At 29.9% G+C, this 13,096-nt stretch carries 11 protein-coding genes; 3 read left to right on the top strand and 8 right to left on the bottom strand.

Annotated features, from left to right (window positions below; all coding sequences use genetic code 11):
* Nucleotides 1-85: 85 nt before the first annotated feature.
* The 6 genes from C8P67_RS04385 to C8P67_RS04360 form a co-directional block, all read right to left on the bottom strand.
* Complete coding sequence (locus C8P67_RS04385; protein WP_115810787.1) at nt 86-1,507, bottom strand: CCA tRNA nucleotidyltransferase; 1,422 nt, start codon at nt 1,505-1,507, stop codon at nt 86-88.
* 65 nt (nt 1,508-1,572) lie between these two features.
* Complete coding sequence (locus tag C8P67_RS04380; protein WP_115810785.1) at nt 1,573-2,139, bottom strand: L-threonylcarbamoyladenylate synthase; 567 nt, start codon at nt 2,137-2,139, stop codon at nt 1,573-1,575.
* 139 nt (nt 2,140-2,278) lie between these two features.
* Nucleotides 2,279-3,265, bottom strand: coding sequence for a glycosyltransferase family 92 protein (locus tag C8P67_RS04375; RefSeq protein WP_115810783.1), 987 nt, complete (start codon nt 3,263-3,265; stop codon nt 2,279-2,281).
* A 23-nt stretch (nt 3,266-3,288) separates the two neighbouring features.
* Nucleotides 3,289-4,263, bottom strand: a complete 975-nt coding sequence (locus C8P67_RS04370; protein ID WP_115810781.1) for a glycosyltransferase family 2 protein — start codon at nt 4,261-4,263, stop codon at nt 3,289-3,291.
* A gap of 91 nt (nt 4,264-4,354) precedes the next feature.
* A complete protein-coding gene (locus tag C8P67_RS04365; protein ID WP_115810779.1) occupies nt 4,355-5,941 on the bottom strand; it encodes a capsule assembly Wzi family protein in 1,587 nt (528 codons plus the stop codon).
* A 121-nt stretch (nt 5,942-6,062) separates the two neighbouring features.
* Nucleotides 6,063-7,010 (bottom strand): hypothetical protein, encoded by a 948-nt coding sequence (locus tag C8P67_RS04360; RefSeq protein ID WP_115810777.1) that lies wholly within the window; start codon nt 7,008-7,010, stop codon nt 6,063-6,065.
* Nucleotides 7,011-7,225: 215 nt separating this feature from the next.
* Between C8P67_RS04360 and C8P67_RS04355 the strand changes: the two genes are divergently transcribed.
* From C8P67_RS04355 to C8P67_RS04345, 3 genes are read left to right on the top strand one after another with little or no spacing between them, the layout of a single operon-like run.
* The gene (locus tag C8P67_RS04355) at nt 7,226-8,260 is read left to right on the top strand and encodes a glycosyltransferase family 2 protein (RefSeq protein ID WP_115810775.1); all 1,035 of its coding nucleotides are present in this window, start codon (nt 7,226-7,228) and stop codon (nt 8,258-8,260) included.
* Nucleotides 8,261-9,505, top strand: a complete 1,245-nt coding sequence (locus C8P67_RS04350; protein ID WP_115810773.1) for a glycosyltransferase — start codon at nt 8,261-8,263, stop codon at nt 9,503-9,505. It abuts the gene before it with no gap.
* Nucleotides 9,506-9,537: 32 nt separating this feature from the next.
* Nucleotides 9,538-10,674 carry a glycosyltransferase gene (locus C8P67_RS04345; protein ID WP_115810771.1) on the top strand — a complete coding sequence of 379 codons (1,137 nt, stop codon included), beginning with the start codon at nt 9,538-9,540 and terminating at the stop codon, nt 10,672-10,674.
* A gap of 87 nt (nt 10,675-10,761) precedes the next feature.
* Here the strand turns inward: C8P67_RS04345 and C8P67_RS04340 are convergent, their stop codons facing one another.
* Both C8P67_RS04340 and C8P67_RS04335 read right to left on the bottom strand, forming a co-directional pair.
* Nucleotides 10,762-11,982, bottom strand: a complete 1,221-nt coding sequence (locus C8P67_RS04340) for a glycosyltransferase (protein ID WP_115810769.1) — start codon at nt 11,980-11,982, stop codon at nt 10,762-10,764.
* Nucleotides 11,969-12,901 (bottom strand): glycosyltransferase family 2 protein, encoded by a 933-nt coding sequence (locus C8P67_RS04335; RefSeq protein ID WP_115810767.1) that lies wholly within the window; start codon nt 12,899-12,901, stop codon nt 11,969-11,971. Before C8P67_RS04335 ends, C8P67_RS04340 begins: the two co-directional genes overlap by 14 nt.
* Nucleotides 12,902-13,096 lie beyond the last annotated feature (195 nt).

The raw sequence follows: 13,096 nt of genomic DNA, 5'->3' as shown, positions 1-13,096 counted from the left end.
TTTTGTGTTTAAAAGCTTTAAATTTAATATTTCGAGAAAGAAATCGAAGACTTTTTTTTGAAAGTTCTTTTGCTTTGTAACTTAGCTACTTTGCAACCTTTTTCAATCCTAATTTCTCTCCTTTTTTCAATACAAATGCATAAGCAGAATCATAGTCATTGGGGATTTCTCCTTCCAAAATAGCTTCTTTCACGGCATCTTTGAGCTGTCCGATTTCGCGAGAAGGTTTTAAGTTAAAGATTTCCATAATTTCCTCCCCCGAAATAGGCGGTTGAAAATTGCGTACATGGTCTCGTTCTTCGACTTCTACGATTTTTTGGCGAACGATTTCAAAATTTTTATGATATTTTTTGAATTTATTCGGGTTTTTGGTTGTTATATCGGCTTCGCAAAGTGTCATTAGATTTTCGACATCTTCACCGGCATCAAAAACCAAACGACGTACGGCAGAATCGGTCACTATGTCTTGCGCCAAAACAATAGGACGGGAACTCATGATAACCATTTTTTGGACAAATTTCATTTTGTGGTTCAAAGGCATATGAAGACGTTCAAAAATCTTTTTTGCCATTTTTCCACCAAGAAATTCATGTCCGTGAAAAGTCCAGCCCTGTTTTTTGTTGAAACGTTTGGTAGGTGCTTTTCCAATGTCGTGAAGCAAAGCTGACCAGCGTAACCAAACATCGTCAGTATTTGGGCAAATATTATCCACAACTTCGAGAGTGTGATAAAAGTTGTTTTTGTGTGTATGACCTTCTATTTCTTCAACTTGATTCAAAGCAGTTAGTTCCGGAAGGATAATGTCCAAAAGTCCGGTTTTATATAATAGTAAAAAACCAACCGAAGGTTTATCTGTGGAAAGAATTTTATTCAATTCCTCAACGATTCGCTCACCAGAAATGATTTTGATACGTTCGGCATTTTTGGTAATCGAGTCCAATGAATTTTGTTCTATTTCGAATCCCAATTGTGCAGCAAATCGTATTCCTCTAAGCATTCGCAAAGGGTCGTCCGAAAAAGTAATATCTGGATCAAGAGGTGTTTTTATGGTTTTGTTTTCCAAATCAACAATACCACCGAAAGGATCCAAAAGGTCTCCAAAAGTATTTGGATTTAAGGATAAAGCCAAAGCGTTTATGGTAAAATCGCGTCTGTTTTGGTCGTCTTCTAATGTTCCGTCTTCTACAATTGGATTTCTGCTGTCAAGATTATAGGATTCTTTTCGCGCACCTACGAATTCAATTTCGGTGTCTTCAAAACGCAACATGGCAGTTCCATAAGTCTTGAAAACTTGAACTTTTGGTTTTTTAGGCAGTAATTCGGATACTTTTAAGGCTAATTCGATTCCGCTTCCAACGGCAACTACATCAATATCTTTTTTGAAATCCCTCTTTAAAAGTAAGTCACGTACAAATCCTCCAATGACATAACTTTCGACATTGAGTTCTTGAGAAGCCTGCGAAATGACTTCGAATATTTTATTGTTTAAGGCTTCTTTGTAATTCATTATTTTTGTTTAGAGTTTAGAGTTTAAAGTTGTTTAACTGAAAACTGAAAACTGAATACTGCAAACTATTTACGAATCACTTTTACCTGTGAATCATTAGTTAATTTAATGATTGTTGAAGGTTTTCCAGCGACTTTATCGTGGTACAAATTTACAACATAGTCAACGCCATTTATAATTTCGGGACTAATTTCTTTGAAACTTTTTGGAGTAGGCTGACCGGATATATTTGCCGAAGTAGATACCAATGGTTTTTTCATACGCTCCATCAATTTGAAACAAAACGGCTCTTTGACAATGCGAATGGCCAAAGTATTGTCGGTTGCTATCAAATTGGGTGCTACATTTCGAGGTTTGTCTAAAACAAGAGTGGTTGGGTTTTCGGATAAGTCCAATATTTGCCAAGCGACTTCGGGAATTTCTTTGAAAACATTATAGATCATTTTTTCGCCATTCATCAGGCAAATCATGCTTTGAGTTTCTGCTCGTTGTTTGAGTTTGTATATTTTGGCAACGGCTTCGGGATTTGTAGCATCACAGCCGATTCCCCAAACGGTATCGGTAGGGTATAGGATGATTCCGCCACTTTTTATGACTTCGAATGCGTTAAGAATTTCTTGATTGATATCCATTTCTTTTTTAATAAGCTGCAAAGATATTTATTTGAAGTCATTAAAACGTTGGTTTTTTGGTAAAAAACGGAGCTTTTAGGATTTAGATTTTGATAGATTGTTTAAGCACAGAGTATAGTTTTGGGGCAGTAAAGGCAAATTAAGCCTTGTTCATTAATTTTGTGAATAATAAAAAACGGTGAATTGTATAATCTCGATCAGTACACATTGCTTCATGCGATTTTAATAGATTTTTACGCTGCTTTCCCATTTCAATACTATTTTCGTGATATACATCGGTTTTGTTGATTTTATTTTCAACAAAAGTATCGTATGCTTTTCCCCAATAATGATTTATTTGTATAGTTGAACTGCCCAAAATGGAAAAGCGATGTATTCCTAATACAATAATTTTTTTATACTGGTTAATGGGAGGTATCTTTATTCCCCATATTTTTGAATTAAAAATATGCGGATTCTTAAATTTTGTAATTGGAAAATCCATGTTGCAAAACATTTTTGAATAGGTACTAGGTTTGGGCCAGCATTGGGTATATTGCTCAATTACTAATTCATGATTATTGTGCTGTAATTTTCCGTTTGATCCAAATTGTTTCCAGTAAACTGCAACTCCGGGGTAATTTTTATAAGATTTTAACCATGATTTAATGTCATTTGCAGTTATAGGGCAGATAAATTCGTCAGCATCAATAAATGTCAGCCAATTAGTTTCATTCCTGAATTTATTATAGCAATCCTGATAAGCATCCATTTGAGAATGATTGAAAGGCCAATCAATCAAATCAATAATTCCTTTTTCTATATATGGTTTGAGTACATCAGCAAAATTATCATCAGAATTGTTATTGTATAAATAGAAATGTTCAATACCAATTACCAGATGAAACTGAATCCATTCATCCAGAAACTTTGCTTCATTTTTAAATATGCCACACAGACTTACAGTGTATTTATAGCTGTTAGTTTTTTTATTGAATAATCTATTGACGAAAATTAAAAGAGGAATGAAAAGGGATATAAAAAAATATTGAATGTGATTTGTTATGTTATTTTTTAATAATGTCTGTCGAGTGTGTCCCCTTTTTATAAAATCTCCTTTTACATAATAATTTTGATTACTTTGCATAATAATTATTCTTGTGATTTTATCTATAATTGCCTTTTTCCTCTTATTTTATCGGTAAAAGTTCTGAAAAAATATAAAACAGGATTGACTTTTTTTAATGAATCATTACATTTTTTGAATAACTCTAAATTGGTTTCCGATATTTCTTTAAAATTAACAGGTGAGTTTTCTTTTGTGTTTTTAGCTACTTTTTTAAATTTTAAATAATTACGATAATATATTCTAGTTAATCTTGCATAATCCAGGTATTTTTCAGGAGTAGTATGGTCTAAAATATGGTTTGCTGTTGCCAGATGATTTTTTAATCTGTTTTTATTTAGATTTCCTTTCGCACCAATCTGTTGTTCTGTATGTATTCTGTAGGAAATTAATTCATCAGTCAGATATTCTAATTTTTTTCTTGAAGCAATAATAATAGCTATCCATTCATCATGATGAAATTTTTGGATATCCGGAATAGGTAAAATTAGCGGTTTTATTTCCTGTTTTATGCAAAGTGTTGCTCCAGTTACCGTATTTGATTTAAATTTAATATGATGGAATAAATCAATAGGTTTAGGTAATTGATTTTCGATAAAGCCTATAGAATTCCAAAGATTATTATCTGTGAATTTTTTATTATTGTCATTAATTAATTCTGCATTTGAAAAGACTGCTTCGGCTGATTCATTTTTTGAAAAATACTGAATTATTTTCTCGGCTTTATTTTTTTTCCAAATATCATCTTGATCACTCAAAAAAATATAATCGCCATTACAGAGAGAAATGGCTTTTTCAAAATTTTTATTGCTTCCTATATTTATTGGGTTTTTGTGCAAAAAGATTTTATTCGGATATTCTTGCTGAAACTGCGTTATAATTTCAATTGTTTTGTCATTGGATCCATCATCACAAATAACAATTTCATCAATTGGTAATGATTGCTGTAAGATACTTTCGATCTGGTATTTAATGAATTTTTCACCATTATGGGTACACATCGCAACAGATGTTTTCATATTGTCTAGTGTTATATTTTGTGAATTATTTTTAAAAATTATAATTTCAAATGAAAAAATTAAATACTTGTCAAAAGTATTTGGTTAGATTTTATAAGTGATATTGTAAACTGAGCTGAAACTGCATATTTATTTCTCTATTCTCATATTGGTACTGATAGTTATTACTTATAGCGGTGTTCAATTTGGCTTGAATATCTAGTTTTCCAAATTTTTGATATGCATATGTATTAAACATCAAATCTACCCATTTGTTATTGTAATCTCTATAGGCATCATAAAAGAAGTCCATGTTGTGAGCATATCGTTCTATTTGAATTCCCCACACTTTATCTTTTTGCCATAAACTAAAATCAAGCGTTTGTAAGTTACTGCCTGAGCCAATTCCTGCTCCCAAAACTTCACCTTTGTTGGTGTACCCCTGTAAAATTTGATAATGGCGATACCATGAACCGCCAGATCTTACAATCCGGTCAGCACTTTGTTCTAAATGTGTGGTTTCAAAATTTACTTTTAGATAATTGTTTTTGGTTTTGTTAAGCATAAAAAGTTTATTAAAACCAAATAGGTAAGCTTTGGAATGTTCAGGTGAATGAAATAAGTCTGTTATGTCCTGTGCATGATCATTCCAGCCGGTTTCTCCATAAAATTCAAATTTAGACTCCTTCATTACCCATCTAAAAAAAAGGGAAGCCAATTGGTCTCTGTTTTTGGCATCTTCTCCTTTTAGCTTTTTTTTCTGGAAAGGAGCAAATATTGGCATATAGTCAGAAAACCCATGTCCTAAGTCATCATGGTAAACCTGTATAGTTCGGTTTAGCCCCAAAAATAAACCTGGTATCCATTTTGGGTTATAGTTTATGGATAAGCCATTAAGGTAGCGCCAATCATTGCTTTTGGGAATTTCATAATCTTCACCATCAATTATAAACTGTGATTTTGGACTTGTAAAACCAGAACCTTCTAATTTTCCGGATATGATTTGTCCTTCAAAACTTCCAATAAAAGTTTTCACAGGTTGTCTGGTGTTTAATGTGAAATGTAAAAAGCCAGCAGCATTATTACTCATTATCAATGAATTTCTAGTTCCAGGTCCCCACCACAAGTTTTCCGTAGATAAGCCAATAGAAAATTTATTGATATTGAGTTTGATATTACTTTGTCCCCAATTTAATTTACTGTAAGATTTATTTCCAAAAAGTAAAGGTAAATCTGTATGATTTAAATTTAAGATATTCAATTCTCGAGCACGATCAGTTTCCGTTAACGGGAAAATGTCATATTCAGGATTGGCGGCATATACATTTTCGGGTTTCAGCTGAATGCTTAAGATTCCATATTCTGCAAACAAGCCAGCACTGAGAAACGATTGATAACCTTTTGCAGGAATCATGGAGCCGTCATTCCAGCCGTAAGGTGCGAAAGTATTGTATTGTTGAGTTAGTGTTATTGGAAGTATTTTTATATATACTTTTTTATTAGATTTTGTTTGAGTGGTGTCTACTAGATTTAAAGCCAATGGGCGCAGAGTATAGGACACAAGTGGATTTGTATTACCTAATAATTGTTCATTTCTGCTTCTTTGTTCTATCATGTCGATAGATCCTACAGAAACGTTTTGAGCTTTTAGAGATGAAATTGTTAGGATAGTAATTAATAATGAGAAATATATTTTCATGAATTTATTTTTTGGATAAATAATACCTAGAATAAATATTTTTAAAATGCTTATTCTAAAAAATGCAAATATACTTTAATATTGTAGGTTTATTAGTTGTATTTTGACATAATTCAATAAATTATTTTATCACCTGATTAATCCAGCCTTCTAAAGTGTATTTATAGAATAGTGTTTCAGGAATTTTTTCATACTCATTATTGAAAAAATCCAATGGTATGTCAATTTTTTTTTCATTTATTACCATAATATTATTTGGATTATAAAAGTCATAGTTTTTGATATCAGCATTTGTTGTGATAAGTTTTTTTTCTAATCCTGCACTTTCAAATACTCTAAAAGAGAGACCCTTTTGTCCTTTTCTGCTAATGTCTAGCAAAACTTGAGAAGCTTGCAAATATTCATTAATCTCGGTCAATGGAATTTGTCTTGATATGAATTCAATAGTACTGGACTTTTGGTTTTTAGCTTTTTTATCAAAAACAAGAATTTTAGAATTGATATTTTTTTCGTTTAAAACGGAGGCTATTTTTTTTATAAATGAAAAGCGTCTGTCTTTGGAACTGATATTAAAAACCTGATATTGTTTACTTCCTTTATTCTTTATTGGAGTAGGATAAATCCAATTGGTAATGAATTTTAATTTATATTTTAAACAGTCGTCTTTTTCAAAAGAATAAACATCGTCGAAACATGAAATGACTTTTTTTGTCTTTGGGAATCTAGAAATACTATCATTAAAAAAGGCTATTGATTTTTTGGTATATTTCCTGAACTTCAAAATAGCTTTTGGATCGATGAAATCTCCTTTTATCGTTAGAATTATATCTTGTTTATCAGGATTTTCTTCTAATTTTTTTAGTATTTCATTACCGTAGTAAATATTTTTGATGTTTTTATCGGTAAATGTTTTTAAAATAAAATTACACAGTTTAGTTTTAAAATTGGGGTATTCATATTTAAAATCAAAAAAATTAATGTGGTGTACTATATATCCTTTTTGTTCCAAAGCTTTTTTTAAATGATTGTTTAAACCCCAATTGTCGTAACTTACTATTGTTATTTTCATTGAATGATGTTTGTACTATTGGTATAATACGTACAAATATAGTTGTAAATTTTGATTTAGTTTTTGGATTGTTAATTAATTGCAGAGGTAATCCCGATAGTTTTTTCATTGTTTAAAAAAACAATTCTTAAATATTTGTACTATTTAATTTCAATTTGCCTTTGTGAAATAAATGGGATTACTTATGTATATTTGAAAACTAATTTCAAGTTTAAATGAAAATTGCCAATTCAAATATTTTAATATCTGTTATCATTCCTGTTTATAATGTAGAAAATTTTATCGAAGAAACTATAGAAAGTGTTTTGTTACAAAGTTTAAAAAATATTGAGATTATCTTGGTTGATGACGGATCAATAGATAAATCATTAATGATTTGTGAGCAATTTTCACAAAAAGATTCTAGGATCAAATTATTGAGACAAAAAAATTCTGGGGTTTCAAATGCAAGAAACAACGGTTTGGAATTGGCAGAAGGGGAATATATTTTTTTTATGGATTCCGATGATACTATTGATTCTGAATTTCTAAAGAGTTCATACGAAGTGGCCAAAACAGGAAACTTTGATATTGTTATCATTGGCGAGTATTGTTGTAGTTGGTTGCCAAATGTTACGGCATTACCTACTTGGGCGCAGCTCTTGAAACATGACTTTTTAATAAAACATTCAGATGTAAGATTTCCAGCTAATATACAGCCATGTGAAGATGGATTATTTTCTCATCAATTATTGGCATTAACCAAAAGAATTGGAACAAATCCTGCAGGAGTTTATCATTATAGAATGCATGAAAATCAAAATCATAAAATAAATAATGATAGTGTAGACAAAGTACTTCTGAAAATACCTAAATGGTTTGAAATTTTAGATGATTTTTATAAGAGGAATAATCTGTATTATTCTCATTCGTTGCACCTAGCTTTTTTTATGGAGCACGAACCGTTCCAATTAAGATATCTTTCTATGCCATTGAATGAAGAACAAAAAAAATATTTACATCCAATAATAAAGACATTTGTGCTAAAAAACATATTACCTTTTTTAATTAGTGCAGATGAAAAAAAACTGAGTACTTCTTTTACTTATTTTATAAACTCTAAGGATTCAGTTCAATTTGATGGTTTTTACAGAAGATTAAAATTAAAATATAAAATCAGATTATTTCTTGTTAGATTTATTCCTGTATCCAAAATTAGAAAAAAAATGCGTGAACAAGTGCGGAATGAAATAAAGTTAAATGTTTTTTAGATGAAGATAGTAATAATTCAGGTTCGTGGTTTTTTAAATGGATCAGGAGGAACTGAAAAGATAGGTTGTTATTTAGCTAATAATTTAGCCAAAAATAATTTTGAAGTTGAAATCGCCACAAATGAACATACCTCCGGAAATCCATTTTTTCCCTTGGATGAAATGGTGCAGATTACGAATATTTTTGATAAGCAACATATTCAAAAGCATCTATTAGATTTGCATAATTATAAAGGGAAAAATCCTTTTTCGTGGATGTGCCATAAGGTCGTAAAAAAGTATACAAAGCTGCGAAATAAGATTTTATTGAAAAAAATGGGAGGAATTGATGGTTTGAATACATTTAATTTGTCTCATCGTTCACAAGCATGGAATAAGTATATTATAGCAGCAAAGCCTGATTTAATTATTACAATGAATATTGGTTCTCTGTTGGAAATCACCTATGAGAATAATTATGAAATTCCTATAATTAACTCTGTAAATGGGAGGCCTGATTATGATTATTCAGATCTGTTGTGGTACCGTTCCGAAAACGAAATGCGATTAATCAAAGAGTCGTATAAGAATTTAGCTGCCATTCAGGTTTTATTTGACAGTTATAATAATTACTTACCAGATACTTTCACAGGACAGGCCGTTACCATTTCAAATCCGGTTCTTCAAGTTAATGATTCAGAAATAATTGATCATTGCAAAGAAAAAGAAAGGTTTAAAATTATAAACGTAGCTTCATTGGTTATAAGCTGTAAACAGCAAGATATAGCCATTTCAGTGTTTTCTGGTGTAGCAAATAAATACTTAAATTGGGATTTGCATTTTTGGGGGATAGGTAATGACCTAGAAAAATTGCAAAATCAGGTAAAGGTTTTAGGAATTGAAGATAGAGTATTTTTCAATGGATTTACAAGTGATCCTTTGGAAAAAATGAGGGAATCAGACCTGTTTATTTTCCCGAGTAAATATGAAGGATTTCCACTGGCTTTGGTTGAAGCTATGTCTGTTGGGCTCCCCTCTGTAGGTTTTGAAACTTGTTCGGGAGTAAACGAATTAATAGAGCATACTGCAAATGGGTTTTTAGCGAAAGATGAAAATGCGATGCGTGAATCTTTAGAAGTTTTAATGACTAATAAGAATTTAAGGCAACAAATGGGGATAATAGCTCACGAAATGGTTAAAAAATACAATGAAAAGGATATTATGAATAAGTGGTTGGATTTGATAACTCAGTTTCGAAAAAATTAAAAACATTACAATAAAACTTTTTTAAAATATATATGCGAATTTTATATTTCTATCCAGAAAATCCTTTATTATTAAATCAAGGTAATAATTCAAGAGCTAATTCATTATTACATTATTTTAAAAGTCGATCAATTGAGGTAGATTTTGTTGGAGTTGAATCAGGAAATTTTACTTACAATGATATTCACAATCTTGAAACAAAAGAGTTAATTAAAAAAGGCTATTTGTTAAAAGAATTTAAAAGAAAACAAAATAGATTGAAGTATCTTTTTAGCTATTCTATTCCAAATAAGCTTTTTAGAAAAATCAAACATTTCAGTAGAATACGATTTGGAAACCAATCTTATTTCAATGAAATTTTAAAATCCAACGATTACGATTATATTATTATTTCTTATGCTTATTGGGCGGGTTTGGTAATTGATAATGTATTTTTGAAAAAAGCTAAACTTTGCATAGATACCCATGATTTTTTGACTTCTCAATTTCAAGAAATGAAGAGCTTTAATCTAGGTAAATATTTTCAAAAGGAAATGGAAATACTTAATCATTTTGATAAAATATTTGTAATATCAGTTGAGGAAAATTATCTATTTTCTCAATTCATTAAAAAAGATGTTGTTACGCTTTCACATTTTTTAGACAATAATATTACTGAAGTTTCATATGAAAAGAAGTATGATTTGATTTATGTGGCGAGTAATAATTCTCATAACATAACCGCGGCGAATTGGTTTGTTACTGAAGTATATCCTTTGTTGCCCAAAGAAATTAATATTTTGGTAATTGGCCGAATCTGTGATCATTTTAAAAATTGTGAAAATGTTTTTAAAATTGATTTTGCCGATAATTTGCGTGATTATTATTTACAGTCCAAAATTGCCATTTGTCCAATGCTGTCAGGTACGGGTTTGAAAATTAAAGTGATTGAAGCTTTGTCGTTTGGTTTACCAGTGGTGTGCAATACACGCGGGGTGGACGGAATGAGTAATAAGATAAATAATGGCTGCTTGGTTAGAGATAATCCAAAAGAATTTGCAGAGGCCATAAAATTAATACTCGCTGATAAAAATTACTACTCGGAAATTTCAAATTATGGAAAAAAATATTTCCTAACTAATAATGACAAAGCCACTTGTTATGAAAAAATTGATAAAATTTTTAAATAACAAGTGATTTTTTTAGAAGTAATCTAAACTTTTTAAAAAGTTAAGAATGTTTGATAACCTAGAAAGTTAAATTTCATCATATTACCGTTAAGTAAAATAATGAGTTCCGTTATTTGACTGATTTAATTTTATTAGGGTTTTCTTTAAAATTTCTTTTGAGAATGGGTGTAAACTTTCCTCAGAGTTGTTTTGTAATTTCAACCATAAGTTTTTGTTGGTATACAATTCAATTATGGATTCCGCAAATCCTTCTTTAGTATCTTCAATCAAAGCATTCTTATTGTGTGTTAAATGCATTCCTTCAGCTCCTATGGATGAGGTAATAACAGGTAAATAATATTCAAAAGCTTGACCAACTTTTCCTTTCACGCCTGCTCCATATCTTAGTGGTGCAATCATAAATTTATTAGAAATAAATGAATCGTCAATGTTTTCAACATATCCCAAAAAAGCAAAATTAGGATGCTCAATTTCTTTTACTTCATTATTTACAGACCCAATAATATTTACTTTTAAGTCTGGGATTTTTTTCCAAACCAAAGGCATTATTTCATTATATAGATAATAAATGGCATCAATGTTTGGTGTGTGGGAAGAGCCTATAAATAGTATATCCTTTCTTTTTTCGAAAGGTAAAGTATCTTCTATTTTGATTTTAGGATAATGAATATTCGAAATGGTAATTAATTTATTGGGATCAACATATTTCGCCATAACTTCTTTTTCTATATCAGATATAGTAATGATATAATCTGTTTTTTGGGATAATTTTGTTTCAATTTCAAAGTATTTTTTATACTTTGTTTTATGAGAAATCCGAGTTGGTTCTAGTTGAATTACTCTTTGATAACGCAAAAAGTGAATGTCAACCATATCATAAATTGATTTTGAATTTGGCAGTATTTTAGCAATCTTGTAAAAATTGTCTTTCAAAGTATTTGGACCATAATACCAAACATAATCTATTTTTGGAACTGCTTTCAAAAATTCAAAATAGTTTTTATATTGATTACTTTCAATATATACAATCGCTCCAAGGTCACTAAAATAGTTTATATATTTATCTGATATATATGCATTTTCTGTGCAAATGATAGAATTATAGCCTTGTTCTATAAATGATATAATAATTTCTTTAAGTCTGTTGGATCCAGAATCTTTATCTGGAGTCAGCATACTTCTGCTGATAAAAACTATTGTTTTATTTAATGGGTTGTAGTTGTTATAGTTAGGTATATAGTGATCCAGTTGATTTTTAAGCAAAGTTCTTTTTTTAAAATAGCGTTTGATATCTTTAAATATTCCCATCTTCTTCTATTATTTGCTTAGTTTTAAGTGATTTTGATAAAGGAGCTCCTGCCAGAAGTACTTTAAGCAAATGCCAATATCTTGGTTTGAAAATCGTATTAAATAAGTATGTTATTCTTAGGTAGTTTAATAAAATCCAAAAGCTTATGGAACCATGATGCTTTTGTATTATATATAAAAGTGAAATTTTTAATTCTGTCTTAATCAAAATATTTTTCGGTGTACTTGCGCCGTGTGAATGAATGTATTTAGCATCTGGAATTAAATAACTAGATTTTCCAATTTTTAGCAGACGCATAGATAAATCACTTTCTTCATAATATAGAAAAATGTTAGTATCAAAACCACCCGCTTTATTGAAATCATTACTTCTCATAAACATAAAACTACCCCCCATAGAATTTACTTTGAGAGGATTTGTATATTCGAATTTTCTTTTTGGATATTTTTTCGGATTAATTTTTTCTAAAAAGGCTCTACCTAAAAACTCTTTTGTCATTGAAGTAAAATGATCAAAAGCAATCAATTGTTTACCTGTTTCTGTATATGGTTGGCCTCCAACAACCCCAATATTTTCGTCTTTTTCAATAGCTTCCATTAAGATAGAAAAGCAGTCGTTTAAAAATAAAGTGTCATTATTTACAAAAGCAACATATTTAGCATTGGCATAATGGTAACCAGCCATATTTCCAGCACCAAAACCTGTGTTTATTTTACTTCGATGAAGTTGTAGGTTAGGTAGACCAGCTTCTTCACAAAAGAATTTTAGTTTGTGGTAATCTTCTTTTTTTGAACAGTTATCAGTGATAATGATCTGATAATTAATTATTTTTGCTGTATTGTCGATGATGGAACGAATGCAATTTATACTGTATTCGCTCGAATTATAATTGATTAAGATTACTGCTATGTCAAACATTATTAAATAATTTGTTTTCGGTAGTTTATCTCTTTTATTGAGATTTTTTATTTTTGTATATGATAAAGTATATTCTGATTATACTTGCAAAGAAACGAATTATATTATTAAAATTCATTCGGATTTCTGCATTCCTGTCATGTTTCTTTTACTATTTTATCTTATTTACAAAACAAGGTAAAATTTCATTGTTTT

The sequence above is a fragment of the Flavobacterium aquicola genome, assembly GCF_003385115.1.
Taxonomy (GTDB): domain Bacteria; phylum Bacteroidota; class Bacteroidia; order Flavobacteriales; family Flavobacteriaceae; genus Flavobacterium; species Flavobacterium aquicola.
This window is presented reverse-complemented; position numbering and strand designations above follow the sequence as displayed.